Raw genomic sequence first — 20,026 nt, 5'->3', positions numbered from 1 at the left:
GACAACTATCTTGAAAAACGCCGAGCTGGGAATAATAAATAAAATGAAATGTAGTCACCACTTAATTTATTCCAAGCCTTTCCTCCATTAACTTCGGTTATCGATTTAACAATCGATAGACCCAACCCGACACTATCGTTATTGCTAGATCTTGATAAATCTGCCCTATAAAATCGATCAAACATTCTCAAGGATTCATCGTAAGATATATCTTTGCATTTGTTCTTTATTTCAATGATAGAATTATTTCCTTCATCGTTTGATATTGAGATGCTAATGGCAGAGTTGCTCTCTGAGTATTTTATTGCGTTAGATATCAGATTGGATATCGAACGACGAAACATTATTTTGTCAGCAAATATAATCTTATTAGTATTTGCAACGTTAAACGTAAGGCTTTTTTCTTCTGCTAAATACATAAAGAAATCTAAAATAGAAGAAAGTTCATTCTCTGAATCTAAAAATTCTTTATTTGCAGAAATCAAACCTTTGTCTGACCTGGCAATCCACAGCATATCGCTAACCATCTTTGCCAAACGCTCAAGCTCTTCCAGAATTGAATATAGGAACTCTTTATATTCGGAGATGCTCCTGTCTTGATTTAACCCAACTTGAGCCTGCATGATTATATTGGTTAATGGGGTTCTTAGTTCATGCGCTACATCATCTGAAAAATCAGATAACTTAACGAAACTATTGTTTAGTTTAGATAGCATGGTATTGAATGAGTCAACCAACTCCCTTAACTCTCTCGGATATTGGTTGGGTTCTAATGTTGAGCTCAACTGTTCAGCCTGAATAGTCGACATATGTTTGCTTAATATATAAATAGGTTTGTGGCCTTGCCTTATACCCAAGTATGTAGACAATATTATGATCGCCCAAACACCAAAGACTATGATTAATAGCTGCATCCTAAAGTCAGACAAAAAATGAGAGTGAACACTTGAGTCTAAATAGAACACGACTGAATAGGAGTTATCATTTTTTTTAAAATTAATGTTTTTACTGAGATATTTATGTGGAGCGGAAGTGTCAGTTTCAGATACATGAATTAGTGTATTGCTGAACTTTCTCAAATTAAAGCTGTCTCGTTTACTCCTATATATATTTTTACCATCTTTTAATATCTCGATATAAAAATTAGAGTCAGGATTGATTGTATCCCAATTGATAATTCTTTGAACTGCATCTATGCGCTTTGAAAACTGCTCGATAATAATCGTTTTGTTATCTATCGTTTCATTATCAAGGTCTAAGAAATGATTTTTGATAGATGTCTCTACCAAAAATAACAAGGAAATCATACTGATCGTTATGGCGACAGAAACAAAAAGCATAGCACGTATAGTTATAGGCATGTTACTCTTCATCGCCAGCACCTTCTAATTTATATCCCATTCCTCGAATAGTATGAATTAATTTTATTTGATAATCATCATCAACCTTGGCTCTTAATCTTCTGATTGCAACATCTATTACATTTGTATCGCTGTCAAAATTCATATCCCATACCAAAGAGGCAATTAATGAGCGAGGTAATACTTCACCATGCCGCCGAGCTAATAACTCAAGTAATAGATATTCTTTAGGGGTGAGATGTAGTTTTTTACCCGACCGCTTAACTGTTCTTGATTTGATGTTTATAATCAAATCTGAAATTGATATAACCTCTTCAATATGATTGTCTTTGGATCGCCTAAGAAGGTTTTTTATTCTGGCTAGTAGTTCAGTGAATGCAAATGGTTTTGAAAGATAATCATCAGCTCCAGACTCTAGCCCCTTTACTCTATCTCCGACACCATCTTTTGCCGTCAGGAACATGACAGGTACTTGAATGTTTATATTTCTAATTTCCTCAAGAAGCTGCCATCCGTTAATCCCAGGTAACATAATATCTAGTATTATTAAGTCAAATTCATGGCTAAGTATATAAAAGCGACCATCAATTCCATTTGTGGCGAGAGTAACAATGTAGCCTGACTCAGTGAGTCCTTTCTTTAAATACTCACCTATCTTTGGCTCATCTTCAACAACTAAAATATTCATTATGTTCTCCAATATGCAGTATTAAGATAGTCAGTAGTCTATGCTACTACATACACTAAAAAATAAAAAAAATCCAGCTGCATCAAGAGTTTCAATGAAGGTTATATCGAAATTATAAAATCTAGAATGATTATTTTTAATGTTTAAAAAACGGCCAGCATAAGCTGGCCGTTTTTTACATGTGGAAGATCTTAACGGTTACTACCGCTTCCCATACCATGCGGGAGAGAGACGTTATGAATGGTTCCTTTATAGTCCACGATAACTTCTGTAATATTTTTATCAGAAGGAAGTGTTAACTGCTTGGTCTTACCAGGGAGAGCCTTCACAACGCCCAGTTTCGTGCCATCGGGGGTGGATACGTCCACGGAGTCAGTAGGCAATGCAGATATTTTCCATTCTACATAGACTACTCCATGCCCTGCTCTAAGATCGAAAGGCATTGGGGCATTAGCGAAAGCCGCTGAACTACTAATCAACATGGTGAGCGCAGCTAAGATGGTCTTGATTTTCATTCGATTACCTCATTTCGTTGTTATTGCACGGTTATCGCTAATCACTATATACAATCAACATTACATGCTGCTGTCAGCAAGATTACATTACCGTAAGGATATAGATCTTTAAGAGGGCGAGTATGTATGATTCACCCTATTGGGGTATGAGAGATGATTTTACACCACCTGGTTTTCCATATTTTGAATATATCTTAAGGGGCATGGCATGATGAAATTTATTGCAATGTTGTTAGTTTTTGTCGCAGGAGGCGGTAGTGTCTACCTGCTCACAAATTTTAAAGATGTAAATACATTAAAGGAAAAACAACCTCTTTATTGGGTAAACCCGATGGATCCAGCTGATAAGAGACCTTCTCCAGCCAAGGACACAATGGGAATGGATTTCATTCCTGTTTATGAAGAGAAAGCTCAAGGTCAAGGGTCAGCTGGCACAGTTACAATATCACCGGAAATACAGCAGAATCTTGGTGTTCGTCTCGATCAAGTCAAACGAGCTCCTACTTATCAGGAAATTGATACTGTTGGATATGTTGGATATGATGAAGACCGTCTTGAAGCTATCAACTCACGTATGGCTGGCTGGGTACGAACCCTTGCAATTAAAAGTGAGGGGCAAAGGGTTACCAAAGGTAGTTTTATTTACGCATTATATGCCCCTGATTTAGTAAATGCGCAGCATGAATACTTGTTGGCCATGAATAGCAGTAACCCTTTGTTGATTCGAGCCGCAGAAGGGAAACTCAAGGCGCTACAAATTCCAAGTGATCAAATATCTATTTTAAAGCGAACTAGGAAAGTGCGTGAAACAATTAATTTCTATGCACCTAGTGATGGATATATTTCTGAGCTAAAAATTCGAGAGGGACAGTACGTAGAACCAGCTGAGGCGCTATTTAATATCAGCACATTACAACAAGTTTGGGTCAGTGCAGAAATTTTTGAGCGCCAAGCTACCGTATTGAAATTGGGAGATCCAGTTACCATGACTCTTGATTATGCGCCAAGCAGAACTTGGGTCGGTAAAGTTGATTATTTATATCCCACCCTAGACGCATCAACTAGAACGCTTAAGGTCAGGCTACGCTTTGATAATCCAGACGAGTTCCTTAAGCCGAATATGTTTGCTCAGATCAACATAAAAGCCGGTGGAACCGAGTCTAATCTTGTGGTGCCTAGTGAGGCTATTATTAGAACAGGAACGCAGAATCGAGTAGTGCTGTCATTAGGTGATGGGCGCTTCAAATCTGTTGAAGTCACTCTCGGTTCTCAGTTTAGGGAACATATCGTTGTTACATCTGGAGTTGAAGAAGGTGATGAGATAGTAAGGTCTGCTCAGTTTTTATTAGACTCTGAGTCAAGTATCAGTTCCGACTTCCAGCGCATGACTGCATTTCGTCCTGCTCAAGTCTGGGTCAATGCTGACATCGTTGATATTGGTCAGAATAGGCAGATCACAATTGCACACCAACAAGTACCAGAATGGCAATGGCCAGCAATGCGTATGAGCTTTGAACTTGATAAGAGTATTGCTCCTTCAAGTTTAAAGATGGGTCACTCCGTGAGTGTTTTGCTAAGGCAGGATGGGGAACGATACATTATAACTGGTATCAAGGAGCCGATTGCTAAAACAAATATTAAAAATTCAGATTCAAATAGTAGCAACGGGAAAGGTAAGGCTCCATCTGCTCCACAATTGGACCATTCCAAGCATGATATGGCCGAAATGGATGAGATAGGAGGTCAGAAATGATCACATCAATAATTCGATGGTCTATTGGCAATCGATTCCTTGTTCTTTTGTTAAGTGTGTTGCTCACTGCATGGGGAATATGGTCAGTCAAGCAAACTCCTGTTGATGCGCTGCCTGATTTGTCGGATGTTCAAGTTATTATCAAAACAAGTTATCCTGGGCAAGCACCACAAGTAGTTGAAGACCAAGTAACTTACCCATTAACCACCGCCATGCTTGCTGTTCCTGGTGCAACTACCGTCCGTGGTTATTCTTTCTTTGGTGATTCTTTCGTTTATGTTCTATTCGATGACAATACGGATTTGTATTGGGCGCGGGCGCGAGTTTTAGAATACTTGAGCCAAGTTGCTCCTAATTTACCATCTTCTGCGAGGCCCCAGCTTGGGCCTGATGCAACTGGTGTTGGTTGGGTCTATCAGTATGCACTGATCGATAGAACAGGTAAGCATGACTTAAGTGAATTAACCTCACTGCAAAACTGGTTTTTAAAGTATGAATTACAGACTGTAGAGGGGGTTTCTGAAGTCGCTACGGTTGGAGGAATGGTTCGTCAGTATCAGGTTCGTGTAGACCCCAATAAGCTGCGTGCATATGGTGTACCTTTGTCTTTAATTCAGACAGCAATAGAACAAGGTAACCAGGAAACAGGTGCTTCAGTTATCGAGATGGCCGAAGCTGAGTATATGGTTCGCTCCAATGGGTATTTGAAAAATGTCTCTGATCTAAAAAACATTCCATTAGGAACAAATGTACGTGGTGCTCCACTATTGCTAGGTGATGTAGCGGATGTGGTAACTGGCCCTCAAGCACGTCGAGGCATCGCAGAGCTCAATGGTGAAGGTGAAGTCGTTGGGGGCATTATCGTCATGCGTTATGGCGAAAATGCACAACACACTATTGATGGAGTTAAGACTCGTCTTGATGAATTAAAAAGTAGTCTACCAGATGGGGTTGAGATAATAACTGTATATGACCGCTCAGATCTAATCCAAAGAGCAATCGACAACCTTTCAGGGAAGTTACTGGAAGAGTTTATTGTTGTTGTATTAGTTTGTTTAGCATTTTTATTCCACCTACGGTCATCGTTAGTAGTGATTATTACCCTACCAATTGCAATTCTAGTTGCATTTATAATAATGAATATACAGGGTGTCAACGCCAACATAATGTCTTTGGGAGGGATAGCCATCGCAATTGGAGCAATGGTTGATGGTGCAATTGTAATGATTGAAAATGTCCATAAGCATATGGAACAGACACCCCTAACTAATGAAAACAGATGGAAGGTAATTGGAGAGGCCAGTGCAGAAGTCGGCCCTGCTATATTTTTCTCTCTATTAATTATTACCATGAGCTTTTTACCAGTATTTGCTCTTGAAGCACAAGAAGGGCGGATGTTTGCTCCGCTCGCATATACTAAGACTTATGCTATGGCCGCAGCTGCTGCACTTGCAATAACGTTAGTCCCTGTTGTAATGGGGTACTTTATTCGTGGTAAGGTACTTGCTGAACAAGCGAACCCAATTAATAGATGGCTAAGTCAGGGTTATATACCTTTGCTGAAATGCGTCTTAGCATGGCCGAAGGTGACTCTTACTTTAGCATTTATCGTGACCGTTGTTGGTTTCTTGCCTTTAAAATATTTAGGGTCTGAGTTTATTCCTCCACTTGATGAGGGGGATCTGATGTATATGCCGACAACGGCAACAAATATCTCGGTAGGGAAAACGCGAGAGATATTACAACAAACAGATAAGCTGATTAGAACTGTCCCTGAGGTAAAGAATGTATTCGGTAAGGCTGGCCGTGCGGATAGTGCAACAGATCCAGCTGATCTTGTTATGATGGAAACCACTATTCAGCTGAAGCCTCAATCAGAGTGGCGTCCTGGGATGACACCAGAGAAATTACGGGAAGAGCTAGACTCATTAATTCAATTTCCTGGTTTGACAAATGCGTGGGTCCCCCCAATCAAGACTCGAACAGATATGCTCGCAACAGGAATTAAAACACCTGTTGGGATCAAGATTGCTGGTCCAGATCTTAAAGTGATACAAAAAATAGGACAGCAACTTGAGAAAATTGTTGGCAGTGTAGAGGGGGCATCATCCGTGTATGCTGAGCGTGTCGCCGGTGGTCGTTATGTCAAAGTTGATATCGATAGACTGAAGGCTGCCCGATATGGACTCAATATTGCGGATGTTCAAGCAGTACTAGCAACGGCTGTGGGCGGCATGGATGTTGGACAGACGATAGAGGGGCGAGAGCGATATCCAATCAATATACGCTATCCACAAAGCTATCGCGACTCAGTCGCTAGTCTAGAGTTGCTTCCTTTGATCACTCCCAAAGGTGAACGAATTGCTCTAGCTGATGTTGCTCGAATTTATATTAGCGATGAAGCCCCAATGTTGCGAAGTGAAAATGCTAGGTTAAATGGTTGGGTATATGTTGATATTAGTAATAGAGATATTGGATCATTTGTCGCGGATGCAAAAAAAATGGTCGGAGAACAATTAGTTCTTCCTGCTGGGTACTCTATTACTTGGTCTGGTCAATACGAATATATGGAACGAGCTAAAGCTCGCCTTACCTATGTAGTCCCATTAACCGTTGCCATCATAGTTCTATTGCTTTACTTGGCGTTTCGGCGTGTTCAAGAAGTGCTTCTTATTCTTACGACCTTGCCTCTTGCTGTAGTTGGTGGCATTTGGTACGTGTGGCTAGCTGGATTTAATATGTCAGTGGCCGTTGGAGTTGGATTCATAGCACTTGCAGGTGTCGCTGTAGAAACAGGTGTATTGATGTTGATCTATCTCAACCATGCTTGGGATGATCTCGTTAAGAACGATAAACTTGATAATGCAGGATTACATGGTGCCGTTATCCATGGAGCTGCAATGCGACTACGTCCTAAAATGATGACAGTGGTAACGATAATTGCTGGCCTATTACCTATCATGTGGAGTCATGGGACTGGCTCTGAGGTTATGCAACGAATAGCCGCGCCAATGATTGGTGGGATGGTAAGCGCACTCGTTTTAACTCTCTTAGTTCTACCTGCGGCATTTTACTTATGGCGTAGACGTACTCTGAAGAGCATCACTAATACTACAGGTGTTGATATGCCTGAATAACGGTTGGTGCACAGGCGGATGCATTATATGAATATGCATCCGCTACTTTCGTTTTCTTTATTTACAATCTGTTGGTATCTATCATGATGAACAAAATGTTTTTACCTATACTCGCTCTTCTTAGTAGTTACACGCATGCGGAGGGCTTGCTAGATATTTATAACTTGGCGAAGCAAAAGGATCCGCAACTTCTTGAGTCAAAGGCAATGCGTGACCAATCATTCGAAAAAATCAATGAAGAGCAAGCATCATTTCTACCAAAGATAAATCTTGGTCTTAGTGCTAACTATGTTTACGATAATCTGGATATGCAAACTGGGAGCGCAACGAATAGTGCAATCAATCTAGAGCAATCTCTCTACAACAGTGCTAATTGGATTAATCTTGATTTAGCTGCGAAGAATGCGACACTATCAGATGTTTCTTATGTTCTTGAGCATCAAAACTTAGTGCTTCGTACAATACAGACATATTTTAATGTTCTCCAGGCTGAAGATTCGCTGATTTATTCTCAGGCAACGAAAAAGGCAATTCAGAGGCAGCTTGCTCAAACCCAGCAGCGTTTTGAGGTAGGTTTGGCCGCGATTACTGATGTACATGAGGCAGAGGCCGCCTTCGATCAGTCTTTTGCCGATGAGATCTATGCAGAGAACACGCTTGAAAATAGCTATGAGGCTCTACGTGAGTTAACTGGTCTTGAGCATAGAAAGCTTAATAAGCTTGATACAGAGCGTTTCAGTCCTCAAAAAACTTTATGGAAAATTGATAAGTGGACTGATGCAGCAATTGAAAAAAATTTGGCATTACATCAGGCTCGGATTAAAAAAGAACTTGCGAAGATGCAGATCGATTTATCTAAGTCAGGACATAAGCCATTAGTTGATCTTACTATGGGGTTATCTTCAACTTATAATAACTACAAAGATAATACAGTTAATACGGACGGTTATTCCAATCAAGGCGACATTGGTATTAAATTTTCATTGCCACTATATACAGGTGGTGCAACAGCATCACAAGTCAAACAATCTTCTTTTGACTATGTTGCTGCCAGTGAGCAGCTGGAGAAAAGTTATCGCTCGGTCATGAGTGCAGTTAAGTCTTCATATAACAATGTTAATGCAAGCATAGGATCCGTTCGAGCATACCAACAAGCTGTAGTTTCTGCTGAAAGTGCTTTAAAAGCGACCGAGGCAGGATATGAGGTTGGCACTAGGACTATCATTGATGTATTGGATGCTAATAGAAAATTGTATGATGCAAAGACAAAGTTAGCTATTTCTAGATATAGTTACATAGTCAACGTTGCCACATTGAAATTAAATTCAGGGTCTTTAGGTAAAAAAGAAATAATTGATATTGATAATGGTTTAGTTAATTTAAGGTAGTTGTGTGTAATCTATTTTTCAATAGGCATCAGTTTTGCACTGATGCCTTTCATTTAACCTAGGGAAGGTGCGAACAAGTCCCTGATATGAGATCATGTTTGTCATCTGGAGCCATGAAAAAGGGTTCATCATGAGTCATCAACTTACTGAAAAACGATAACCAACTGGCGATGTTATTCACGCTGGCCAACCTGTTTCGGGCGGACCAAATGATACGTCAGTGGGAGAGATCTCACTAAAAACTGGGAATAACGCCTTAAATGGCGAAGAAACGGTCTAAATAGGCTGATTCAAGGCATTTACGGGAGAAAAGATCGGCTCAAACTGAAAAAATGAAATGACTGAGTCAGCCGAGAAGAATTTCCCCGCTTATTCGCACCTTCCCTAGCAAAAACACCTTTTAAATTTCCGCCCTACAGGGCGAATATAACCACATCTTAACTGAGGTTACATTTCTGTTTTCTGTTTTCTGTTTTCTGTTTTCTGTTTTCTGTTTTCTGTTTTCTGTTTTCTGTTTATATGAATCTAATTTATTACTGAGTGATGGAGCATTGATATCTTAAGCTAAGTTAAGGAACTTTAATTTATCAGTGCTCTTTAAATTTCATTTATTTAAAAAAATAGCTTATGGGGGGGGTAGTAAAACTGGTTTCTCTTCGCTGCGCAGCAGCGGAATGTTGAAATGGAAAAAATTAATTTATAGCTCTCATAATTAGTAAATGGACAATTTTCCGAATTTTTCAAGTGGGGGGATGTGAAAAAGTTTGAAAATAATTCTGTTTGGTGGAAATTTAGCCAATCTGGATGGTTTTATTCTCACCGCCCCCCGACTTATTGCTTATACGCAAACCCCATGCCTAATCCGTCCCACCAGATCGACAACAGCCAGAACCCCCATTTGTGTCGTCAATACCTCAGCTGGAGCTATGCCACCTAAGCCCCAGGCTGGGCGGCTTAACCATGAAATCGCTCTGGTGGTGTCGTGCTCATGGAGGGAGAGAACCGCATCTAGGGCCTGTACAACGCCGTATACCCTGGTGCCCTGCGAGATTGATAGGGGAGCCTCAATCCTCAGCTTGCGAGCAACAGTGCTCCGGCTAATGCCTGCTAAGCGGCATATCAAACCTGAGTCTGTGTTCATCAATTCAGCTAGTCGATGAATGATGCCAGGAGCTACGCCAGCCACGATCCATAGATGTGCCCCCAACGGGTCACTCGGTATGCCAAGAGAGTCAAATATTGTCTTAGTAGAGGCCGTAGCCTTACCTGGATGATAACTCGCATAGGACATGATGAAATCTCCCCTGAACCTACGATACCAGATTACCTTATCCTATCTGTTCCATGTGGCGATGGCGATGGCGATGGGTCTGAGGACTTTGTTGGATGAGGCACAGGATACAGAGGTTGAAGCGCCCCATTCGGGCAATACCAACTTTTTCGTGAATCTCTGTGCATAATTCTATCTGGGGTCTTTATGAGACTTGAATTCTCATATATTTACTATGCTATAACCACTAGCTAGCCGAGAGAACATTCAGTGACCATCAATTTTGATTATCGTTGTGGCATCTTAGAGGCAGCCGACACAAAAACTGGCCGAGAATGGTGTTGGTATAAGGGTGATCCCGAGGTTACCAGAACTGAAAATGGCGAGTTATTGAGTTCGATAGGTGTTCCTATCGGCGCCACTGTTGTCGAAGTGAAAGCTCTCATTCGCATGGATACCAGAAAGTAACCAAAACAAGTTGCAATATATATAGTGTGTCCGCGTATGATAACTCCTATTCTCATCAGATTAGGAGCGTAGCATGCTCGTAAAAGAAATTGTGCCAACAGAGCAGGTCGTTGACATTCTCTGTGATGTCTGTGGTCGTAGTACAAAAACGAATTTTGGAACCAATCAATACGGCTCGTTATCGGCGGATTTTGGCTATGGTTCCCGTCACGATGGTGAACGTTATAAGGTGCATCTGTGTGAAATGTGCTTTTTCGGTACACTCGCAACAGTGAGGGAGATGCATCGCGGGGAACATATGTTTGACGATGACTATGAGGCTGCAAACCCAGACACATTTGGGCGTGATTATTCTAATAGGGAAATAATATGAGTAATATGCTCCCATACTCTAGTTTGTATGGAGATAAAAATCTCTTATCATCGACTCATTCTGTGAGCCAATGATACTTTTCAATCGGCTCATTTCGTGAGCCGAACAAGATCCTTCATCGGCTCATCTGGTGAGATGGTCTCAACGCTCACTACCACCTAGATTTAATTTTTGGCTACATAGTTTCATAGCAGATTGGAGCTAGGCTATTAAATAGATTCAAGCGCAATTTAGCTCACGATTTTTGAATGATTCTATTTCCAAACTATCTTGGTGCAAAAAACAGTGGAGCTGATGCTGAGATTGAGAGATAATTTTCATGATATAAAAATGTGATACATGAGGCTATCAATGAACGATTTTTTGAAAACACTGATGAATATTCGTAGTCTGCGAGCTGTACTGCGTGAGTTGTCTTATGAGCAGTTGGTCGAGGCTAAAGACAAATTTGACGAAATCTATGCCGAACGTGAGCAGCAAGAGAGCAAATTGAGAGAAGAGTCAGCTGAACGCCTGCAAAAACTGGCTGAGTTTACCGAGCTGCTGAAACAAGCGGGCATAGATCCGAGTGAGCTGGTTGGCACTGCGGCTCCAGCGAAAGCTGATGGTTCAGCCAACAAAGCCAAACGCGCTCCCCGTCCTGCAAAATACAAGTACACCGAAGGCGGTCAGGAGAAGACATGGACTGGCCAGGGGCGCATGCCCAAGGCCATTGCAGACGCTGTTGCGGCTGGAAAAGCACTGGATGACTTCTTGATCTAATGCTGAGAGCCCATGCCTGCTCGGCGTGGGCCTTTAATTCTATCTGTAGTAGGAGCACCGTATGGGGAGGACATTGGAGGATATGATTTCATCCGAATCACCCGAGGTTGTCCAGAGAGCCAAGGCGCTGGCCGAAGAGCAACTGGTACGTCTCAGTGTGACCAAACTGCTTTCAAATCTCGGGCCTGGTGATGTTCCTGCAATAGATCCCGATGTTCTCGATAGTTTGTTATCACTCAAAAGATTAGTTGAGAGCCATGACTGTCGGTTAAGGAAGGTGCGAATAAGTCATATGGCACGAGAGCATTTACTGGTAACCCATTGATATTAAATGACTAAAATTTTCATTTTTGTTCGTGGGATACTTGTTCGCACTTTCCTTAAGTCTATTCGTTCATATGCCTGACGGCACACATCATGGCGTCAACATTTAACTAAATAGCGTCATTTGTACACCAATCGCAGCTCTCATCTACCAGATGAAATTAACGCCCCATGGCGATGCTTTTTCAAACTCCCTCGGTGTGCAAGCAGATCTGATAGCGTGTATTGCGTCCGCCACCAGGTAATTTCTCAATGCATCCCCTCTCCACCAGTTCAGCCAGATGGCGTGTGGCAGTCGCCTTGCTGACTCCGGCGACTTTTTGATATTGACTGGCACTGATGCCATTTTCAAAACCCTGTTCGCCGCCATCCAGTAAACGATTCAGCACTTTGGTTTGCTCTGGACTCAGACTGTCATGACAGTGCCGCAACCAAAAATGAGCCTTGGCAAGAGAACGAGCAATAACCTGTAATGCCAGCTCTATGGAGTAATCCAGTGTGTCGAGGAACCAACATAGCCAGGACGTAATATCCAGCGTGCCCTTCTGTGTTGACTCCAGTGCCCAATAGTAGTCAGCCCGCCGTTCTAGAATAGCAACTGACATGGCATACAAACGGATGCTGTGGCTGTCAGCCTGTGACAGCGCGAGATCGGTCAATGCCCGCGTGAGCCGCCCATTGCCATCATCAACGGGATGCAGGGTCACGAACCAGAAATGACAGATCGCCGCACGAAGCAGTGGATCCATCGTGGGGTCATGCTGAGTCTGGTTAAACCAGGGGATGAACTCGGCCAGTTGATCGTCCAGAGTTGCTCTGGGCGGTGCCTCAAAATGCACGGTAGGGCGATCAACACGCCCAGAGACAACCAGCATCGGCTCATCTCCTCGCAACTGCCCTACGTTCATTGGCTGTACCGACCATTCGTTGACAGGGAACAGCCAACGATGCCATTGGTAAAGTCGTTCAATTGTCAGTGGTTGTTCATGGTTGTCGATGGCATCCAGCATCATGGCCGCGAGCCCCTCTGAGCGCTCTGATACTGGATAGGACTGAGTTTGTGAGCTCCCTAACCGCCTAGCCAGGGAAGATCGCACGGATTGGGCATTGAGACGTTCGCCTTCGATAGCGGATGAGGAGATGATGTTAGCCAGTAACGTATCCAACGTTTGGTCGGAGTTCCCCAATCTGGAATGACTACCTATTAGCATTCCCAGCCTGCGTTGAGCATGCCGTAATCTGGGCAATATCTCGCTATCCCGCCAACGAAAATGGGGCCAGTCAGCTTGTTGCCAAATCCAAAATGGTTCCATTATTTCCTCATCCAACGTGCTAGGGAAGGTGCGAATAAGTCATATGGCACGAGAGCATTTACTGGTAACCCATTGATATTAAATGACTAAAATTTTCATTTTTTGTTCTTGGGATACTTGTTCGCACTTTCCCTAGAATAGCCTACACAGGTGTAGACAACTGCACAGCTGGCCGTGTGGATCGACCCCATCACCATAATTTGTTGGACCAAACTCCAGTGGTAGTGAGGAGAAGTAAAAGGCGGCAAGAACGCCACAAAGAATAACAACGCCTTGGGATTCAACCCACTGACACCAATGCCATGTCTAAAACTCCTCCATCTATCAACTGCTGCAACACTCTCTGCACCAAGTTGGATATAAGTGGGTTGCCGGATCATACCTACCCCTAGCCAGCCAATGTAAAGTGCCCCACCAAGTGTCATTAATCGCATTAGATAGTCATGCTGAGCAAGCACCGTACCGACACCAAACGCAACAAACGCCGTCAAGGCCAAATAGCCAACCAACAACCCTGCTATGCTAATCAGAACTCCTTGACCTCGAATTCCTGCTGCTATAGCAAAAGACCAATCGATTCCAGGAGTTACAACAAATACCAGTGAAAAGGCCCAAAATGAGACAAGCAAATCCCAAGACATAGAATATACCGCAATAAAATTTTATTTATGCAATGCCAAGCCTTTAATGGCCTTGTCGATGATCTTTTTAGGACCTCGTAGTGCAAGACCAACTAAATCCAAGTTATTCGCATCCTCAGCTAGGAACACTTGTCGATTCGCCTCATCATGGCCAGTAGAAAACATAGCATGGACATAGGGAATGATAGATATATCCTCAACAATCCCTTTTTTGTGTGCTTTTTGTAATCCAGCCAAATTTGCCTGGAACACCAACATAGGTTGGCCAAGCATGTTCCCATACTGACGACCAAGGGCATCAATATAGGGTTTCCCCATAACCTCTGGGGATGCTGCGGCAATTCCACTAGATAAAAATGCCACTACATTCAAACGCTGCCAAATAGCAAGATCATCACGAACTATCAAGGCGATTTTGGTATCAAACATTCAATCTTCTCCTTTGCATTTACCATAGGGTAATGTTCGGAGATCAGGGCAGGGTTAATCTAGAACATTTGTGCACAGTCGCTGGTAACTTGCAGGCGACAAGCGATAAGCACGTTGAAACCAGCGCCCAAGATGGCTTTGATCAGCAAAGCCAACCTCTAGGGCTACTTGTGAAGGTAAGGCACCTTGGGCTAGGCGCTGGCGGGCAACACGTAGCCGCAAACGCACTAGGTAGGCATGGGGGGACAAGTTAAAAACTTGTTTGAACTGCCTATTTAAGCGAAAACGGTCGATTCCTGTATATAAGGCTAATTCATCCAGGCTGACATCTCTAGCCATCTGATCATGTAAAAAGTCACGAGCACGTAGGACTTGTTGCTGTGAATTGGAGCGCACAGAGCTCGGATGGAGCTGGACATGCTGTGCTAGGTGGGACATGAGTAAATCCAAGCTCAAATCGCGAGCCAAACGCCCTTCTCGACCGTGAATGGCTATGAATGCTTGTTGAATAGCACTTGCAAGTTGACGATCATCAGTCAGTGTATCACGGAAGGTAGCTTGGAGCTGTGAAACATCATTGCCACCTCGTGCTATCAAGGCGGTGTTGACCCATGGCTGTGGCAGATAGAGCATTGAATAGGTGAAACCTTGCTCTTCAGGTGCGTGACCATCATGTACGGCACCAGGCTCGATCAGTATGACTCGTCCCGGCTGACTAGTGTGTAGAGCACTTCTGCAATGAAAGCGCTGAACGCCCTGTAAGGTAATGCCAACTAACATCTCATCATGGTCGTGTGCATCATAAGCGTGCCCACGAAAATGGGCTTGTACGCTTTCTATCCCAGTCTCCTTGTCATGCTGTAGTTGCAGCCAATCTCCAGAACTTTGCTCCTCAGCATGTGTTCGTTCATCACCCATGGTCGATAATGCCTAATCTATACAATAACTAGTTGTCACCTAACTTTAGCCTGAACGTGATGTCTTGTATGTAACTGAAACTGAAACTGAGGACAATTCAGGGGGGCTGGATTTGCCCCCATAGATCCAGACACTTCACGTGTTTCAGCACAGGCCCATGTCCAACTGGAGAAGAGCTAATCCCCCCTGGCGCCAGCCGTAGAGGATTAAGCTTAACACCGCCATTGCCGCGCAGGCGGCGAGGACGAACCAGACTTTGCGAATCGTCATGCTTGCGCCCTCTCGATGCGTGCCACCGACTGCTCTTTCACCGGCCAGTTCAATGCGGCAGCAACAAAGCTCAACGCGATGGAGATGTACCAGACCAGTTCATAGCTGCCGGTACGATCGAACAGGTAACCACCCAGCCATCCACCGAGGAATGAACCTATTTGGTGGAAAAAGAACACAATGCCCCCGAGCATGGAGAGATTCCGGACACCAAACATCGTAGCCACGGTTCCATTGGTCAGCGGAACAGTGGAGAGCCACAGCAGCCCCATTGCAATGCTAAACGCATAGGCAGTCCAGGTTGTGACAGGAAACGTAATGAACAACGCGATCACAACAGCACGCACCAGATACAAGGCACTCAGCAGACGCGGTTTGGAATGTTTGCTGCCGAGCCAGCCAGCTATATAGGTACCGAACACATTGAACAGCCCCACGAGTGCAAGTGCAGTAGTGCCGACGATCACCGGCAATTGCTGATCGACCAAGTAGGCTGGTAAATGTACACCGATAAACACTACCTGGAAGCCACAGACGAAAAATCCAAATGCCAATAACCAGAAGCCCGAATGGTTGCATGCTTCCCGCAGAGCTTCTTCTAGTGTTTGTTGTGGTCCGTGCGAGATGGGGGGGCTATCCTTAATCATTACGGCAAGCGGCATTATGAACGCAGCAGTTATACCAAGCACAATCAATGCGGCCGACCAGCCAAGCCACTCGATCAGCCCCAATGATCCTGGCAGCATGGCAAATTGACCTAAAGATCCTGCTGCTGCGGCGATACCCATCGCCATACTGCGTTTTTCCGGTGGTACGACACGACCAACAACGCCCAATATTACGGAGAATGAAGTTCCCGACAGACCTATTCCGATTAGAACCCCCGCACTAATGGACAGCGATAGTGGAGAGCTTGCAAAGCTCATCAAGACTAGGCCGACTGTGTATAGGAGTCCCCCCACGACGATGGTTCGCCGTGCACCAAAGCGGTCAGCCAAAGCACCGGTAATGGGCTGGAAGATCCCCCACACTAGGTTCTGAAGTGCCATGGCGAAGGCGAAAATCTCGCGGCCCCATCCGAATTCCATACTCATCGGCGAAAGAAACAGACCGAAGCCATGACGAGTGCCTAATGACAAGAAAAGAATCAATGCAGCACCTAGCAGCACCCAGAAACTCCTACGCCATGCAGTAATCATTGTGAAAGTGTCCTAGTGTTGTTTATTCAGTAGAGTTAGTTTGGGCTCACCGAGCATGGAATAACCTCACAGCCAATCAACGGATAGAAGCGGCAGCATAGTTGGTTAAGAATTTTATTTGTCTCCCACGCACGAACTACTGTTAGCTGTTCAAGATGAATATTTGTCCTTACAAGGCCAGTCGGGATTCTGGCTGACGAACTTCAAGCCGCAGTCTTGCTATGCCTGTAAGTGCAGTGCTCAATTCGGCAATGTACAGATCTAGTTATCACCTGACACCGGCCTCAAACCGGTGTCTTGTTTACGCTACTTTAGAGCGCACTTCCTTCGGTATCAATTTCAGACCCTTTTTGAACATGCTGTAGGGGGTCTGACCCTCCATCATCCTGCCCTGATGTGGTCGCTGGTTGTTGTAGTGATCCAGATAGCTATCCAGGTCTGTCTGCATCTGCTCCACCGACTCATACCAGGTTGTCCTCCCTTTGATACGGAAGTGTTCATCCAACAAGGTTCGATGCAGCCGTTCGATAAAGCCGTTGCTCTGCGGCCTGCGTACCTTGGTGGTCCGGTGCTCAATCCCCTCCAGTTGCAGGAACATCTCGTAGGGATGATGGTCAGGGCGCCCGCAGAACTCGCGCCCATTGTCCGACAGGATGGTATAGACCCGTGCCTCATGAGCCTCGAAGAACGGCAGCACCGTTTCGTTGAGTACATAGACCGAAGTCACCGGCAGCTTGCTGGTGTAGAGTCGTCCCCAGGCGTGGCGGCTGTAGCAGTCCAGCACGGTTTGCAGATACACCTTGCCTACCCCCTTGAGTGCACCGACGAAGAAGGTATCGACCGCCACCAGTTCCCCGGTGTAGTGGACCTCTATCTGGCGTTCGCGGAACTCGGGACTGAAGCGCTCGAGCAGGCGAATTTGCTCGTCATTGAGCTCAATGGTCTGTTCCCTATGGGTTTTCTCGAGGCGCAACAAACGGTCATGTTTGGAGAGCAAGTCATGACGTTGCCACACGCCACGCACACCGCCCGCACTGACGTTGATGCCTTGCAGAGCCAGTTCTTGCGCGACCCGCAGCGGGCCATGGGTTGGTCTGGTGAGAGAGTAATCGAGGATGGCCTGTTCAATCTCGGGAGCGACCCGGTTGGGATGCGCCCCTTTACAGCCGGGTAGTTTGTCGAGCAAGCCCTCGGCGCCATAGGTCTGATAGTTACGGCGAATTTCGTAGAACTGCTGACGGCTGTAGCCGATAAGCTTGCAGGCTTTGCTGACGTTATTGAGCTATTTGGCGAGCTCTAGCAGGCTGAGTTTACGACGTGCTACTTTCTCGTTGGTGGTCATACGGTGACTCCGGATAACACGGTAGGGGTACCGTTTTGTTATCCGGTTTGAAGCCGTATGACCACTCCCTTTTGTGGGCAACTGTCAGGTGAATACCATCTCCATACACATAAACAAACTGAATATGCTGGGCCCGCCTGTCAGAAGGCCCTGAATGTAGCTGTCACCTGGGGCTGGAGAAGTCATTACTGGATCGCTGATTTGGGCATAGATGGTCGCCCCCAGTTTGCCAAGCTAATATGCTGTGGTGGTTTACGGGTCATCAGTTGCAGCCATAGATCCGGACTTTTCTGAGGTGATGAAACACCTCTGTCCCTGATGGAATGTGCTGATGGAGGCCTCTATCAACAACGCGCTCTCTCAAGAGCCTTGCCTAAACCGGGTTTTCCCCATCACGGTCTGACCTGTCCTGCCATCACTTCATACTTGCCTGAGCAATCGGTGGTGTTTTTTCTGTCTCACTGGCTCAGAAGCTTAAATGCTCATCACTGGCGCACAGTACTCCTGGTCTTTGGCCAAGAGCGCCCACACAATCCGTGCATTCTTGTTGGCCAATGCTACCGAGGCAATGTTGTTATTCCGGCGCTCCAATAGCCGACTGGCCCAGCCCGATACAGTATCCTGTTTACGTTTGACTGACTGCAACACCGCCCTGGCGCCATGGATAAGCAAAGTCCGCAAATAGGTATCGCCTCGTTTGCTGATCCCTAGCAGTACTTGCTTACCACCACTGGAATGCTGGCGTGGCACCAAGCCAAGCCAGGCCGCAAGTTGTCTGCCATTCTCGAAATTGTTGGCGTTGCCGATAGTCGCAATCAACGCACTGGCAGTGATAGGGCCGATGCCAGGGATCTTACCGATACGCTGGCATAGCGCATTTTGCTGATGGCACTGCTCAATCTGCTTGTCGAGCGTAGCCACAACATCAAACAAGTACTCCATATGTTTCTGTAACAAACTCAATTGCACGCGAAACAGGCTGGGTAACGAATTATCGGCATCCTCCAGAATCTCCGGTAACCGTTGCTGTAGTTGATGGATCCCTCGGGGCACGATGATGCCAAATTCAGCCAATAGACCCCGGATTTGATTGGCTTGTGCAGTCCGCTGCTTGATGAATCCCTGACGGCTCCGATGAAGTGCCAGCACTGCTTGCTGTTCAGGGGTCTTGATAGGCACGAACCGCATGTTGGGTCGAGTGACGGCTTCGCAGATTGCTTCTGCATCAGCAGCATCATGTTTGTTGGTTTTGACATAGGGTTTGACGAACTGGGGAGCCATCAGTTTGACGCGATGACCCAATGCGCTCAGCTTGTTGGCCCAAAAGTGGGCAGAGGCACAGGCCTCCATGCCGATCAAACAGGGTGGGATATTGGCAAAAAAGGAGGTCATTTGTGAACGCTTGAGTTGCTTGTTGAACAACCGCTTACCGTGCTCGCCCACCCCGTGAACCTGGAATACCTCTTTTGCCAAATCTATGCCGATTGTCGTAGCCTTCATGGTGGTCGCCTCTCTCATCAGTGGGAACGTACATTCGCCACTTTGGCACTTCAGATGCCGTTTTGGGTAGGGGCGACCATCCCATTAACAACGCCCTCCATCGCCATATCTGAACTAGTAGCGACCCTAGAGGGCTGAACTATTGAGGATGTTCCGAATCGTGGTATCAGGAAACAACGCTAGGATCATCAGCAAGCTGCGATTCATTTTGCCGGTCGCAATCAACGGCAGTACTGGACTGCTTGATGTAGGTCTCCCGCACATGCTGGCGGCCGAAGATGGCTTGAAGACTTAGAGGCAGAACTCGTAACCGAGGCCCCTGTCGTTGATGAGCGCATCATCTTCATCTCTCAGGAAAAGACACAAAATATCGTG

The 20,026-nt window shown here is 45.1% G+C and carries 16 protein-coding genes and 2 pseudogenes; 5 read left to right on the top strand and 13 right to left on the bottom strand.

The annotated features are described in order from the left end of the window. Positions 1-5: 5 nt before the first annotated feature. The 3 genes from C2U37_RS14425 to C2U37_RS14415 all read right to left on the bottom strand — a co-directional run bounded on the left by C2U37_RS14425 (position 6) and on the right by C2U37_RS14415 (position 2,564). Entirely contained in the window at positions 6-1,373 is a 1,368-nt protein-coding gene (locus tag C2U37_RS14425) for a heavy metal sensor histidine kinase (RefSeq protein ID WP_087756361.1), read from the bottom strand. Further along, on the bottom strand, positions 1,363-2,049 hold the full coding sequence (locus tag C2U37_RS14420; RefSeq protein ID WP_021140716.1) for a heavy metal response regulator transcription factor: 687 nt from the start codon (positions 2,047-2,049) through the stop codon (positions 1,363-1,365). Before C2U37_RS14420 ends, C2U37_RS14425 begins: the two co-directional genes overlap by 11 nt. Before the next feature lie 191 nt (positions 2,050-2,240). Continuing rightward, entirely contained in the window at positions 2,241-2,564 is a 324-nt protein-coding gene (locus C2U37_RS14415) for a hypothetical protein (RefSeq protein WP_021140715.1), read from the bottom strand. A gap of 208 nt (positions 2,565-2,772) precedes the next feature. Here C2U37_RS14415 and C2U37_RS14410 point away from each other — a divergent pair, with 208 nt between their 5' ends. The 3 genes from C2U37_RS14410 (at position 2,773) to tolC (ending at position 8,842) form a co-directional block, all read left to right on the top strand. Next, on the top strand, positions 2,773-4,317 hold the full coding sequence (locus tag C2U37_RS14410) for an efflux RND transporter periplasmic adaptor subunit (RefSeq protein WP_017778712.1): 1,545 nt from the start codon (positions 2,773-2,775) through the stop codon (positions 4,315-4,317). Beyond that, positions 4,314-7,454 carry an efflux RND transporter permease subunit gene (locus C2U37_RS14405; RefSeq protein ID WP_087756359.1) on the top strand — a complete coding sequence of 1,047 codons (3,141 nt, stop codon included), beginning with the start codon at positions 4,314-4,316 and terminating at the stop codon, positions 7,452-7,454. The genes C2U37_RS14410 and C2U37_RS14405 overlap by 4 nt, the downstream gene beginning before the upstream one ends. Before the next feature lie 86 nt (positions 7,455-7,540). Continuing rightward, entirely contained in the window at positions 7,541-8,842 is a 1,302-nt protein-coding gene (gene tolC / locus C2U37_RS14400; RefSeq protein WP_233768481.1) for an outer membrane channel protein TolC, read from the top strand. An 838-nt stretch (positions 8,843-9,680) separates the two neighbouring features. Here the strand turns inward: tolC and C2U37_RS14385 are convergent. After that, positions 9,681-10,133, bottom strand: a complete 453-nt coding sequence (locus C2U37_RS14385) for an antitoxin Xre/MbcA/ParS toxin-binding domain-containing protein (RefSeq protein WP_010675351.1) — start codon at positions 10,131-10,133, stop codon at positions 9,681-9,683. Positions 10,134-10,653: 520 nt separating this feature from the next. Between C2U37_RS14385 and C2U37_RS14380 the strand changes: the two genes are divergently transcribed. Together C2U37_RS14380 and C2U37_RS14375 are read left to right on the top strand one after the other, a co-directional pair. Further along, positions 10,654-10,953, top strand: a complete 300-nt coding sequence (locus C2U37_RS14380; RefSeq protein ID WP_005303889.1) for a hypothetical protein — start codon at positions 10,654-10,656, stop codon at positions 10,951-10,953. A 351-nt stretch (positions 10,954-11,304) separates the two neighbouring features. Continuing rightward, a complete protein-coding gene (locus tag C2U37_RS14375; protein WP_005303890.1) occupies positions 11,305-11,715 on the top strand; it encodes an H-NS family histone-like protein in 411 nt (136 codons plus the stop codon). A gap of 509 nt (positions 11,716-12,224) precedes the next feature. Here C2U37_RS14375 and C2U37_RS14365 read toward each other — a convergent pair. The 9 genes and pseudogenes from C2U37_RS14365 to C2U37_RS14335 all read right to left on the bottom strand — a co-directional run bounded on the left by C2U37_RS14365 (position 12,225) and on the right by C2U37_RS14335 (position 19,651). Then, positions 12,225-13,052 (bottom strand): Fic family protein, encoded by an 828-nt coding sequence (locus tag C2U37_RS14365; protein WP_224481307.1) that lies wholly within the window; start codon positions 13,050-13,052, stop codon positions 12,225-12,227. Positions 13,053-13,166: 114 nt separating this feature from the next. After that, positions 13,167-13,352: pseudogene (locus C2U37_RS25090) on the bottom strand (DUF4172 domain-containing protein); the annotation flags it as partial. Between the two features lie 95 nt (positions 13,353-13,447). Then, positions 13,448-13,993: a LysE family translocator gene (locus tag C2U37_RS14360; protein ID WP_104452520.1), complete on the bottom strand. Its 546-nt coding sequence runs from the start codon at positions 13,991-13,993 to the stop codon at positions 13,448-13,450. Between the two features lie 21 nt (positions 13,994-14,014). Further along, positions 14,015-14,422 carry a DUF2000 domain-containing protein gene (locus tag C2U37_RS14355; protein WP_104452519.1) on the bottom strand — a complete coding sequence of 136 codons (408 nt, stop codon included), beginning with the start codon at positions 14,420-14,422 and terminating at the stop codon, positions 14,015-14,017. Between the two features lie 54 nt (positions 14,423-14,476). After that, positions 14,477-15,340 carry an AraC family transcriptional regulator gene (locus C2U37_RS14350; protein ID WP_104452518.1) on the bottom strand — a complete coding sequence of 288 codons (864 nt, stop codon included), beginning with the start codon at positions 15,338-15,340 and terminating at the stop codon, positions 14,477-14,479. A gap of 144 nt (positions 15,341-15,484) precedes the next feature. After that, positions 15,485-15,610, bottom strand: coding sequence for a hypothetical protein (locus tag C2U37_RS25260; RefSeq protein ID WP_267893172.1), 126 nt, complete (start codon positions 15,608-15,610; stop codon positions 15,485-15,487). After that, positions 15,607-16,779 (bottom strand): MFS transporter, encoded by a 1,173-nt coding sequence (locus tag C2U37_RS14345; RefSeq protein ID WP_199770451.1) that lies wholly within the window; start codon positions 16,777-16,779, stop codon positions 15,607-15,609. Before C2U37_RS14345 ends, C2U37_RS25260 begins: the two co-directional genes overlap by 4 nt. Before the next feature lie 331 nt (positions 16,780-17,110). Next, a pseudogene (locus C2U37_RS14340) lies at positions 17,111-18,151 on the bottom strand (IS481 family transposase). Positions 18,152-18,625: 474 nt separating this feature from the next. After that, positions 18,626-19,651, bottom strand: coding sequence for an IS110 family transposase (locus C2U37_RS14335; RefSeq protein ID WP_104453241.1), 1,026 nt, complete (start codon positions 19,649-19,651; stop codon positions 18,626-18,628). Positions 19,652-20,026 lie beyond the last annotated feature (375 nt).

The organism is Aeromonas sp. ASNIH1, from assembly GCF_002934285.1.
Taxonomy (GTDB): domain Bacteria; phylum Pseudomonadota; class Gammaproteobacteria; order Enterobacterales; family Aeromonadaceae; genus Aeromonas; species Aeromonas caviae.
This window is presented reverse-complemented; position numbering and strand designations above follow the sequence as displayed.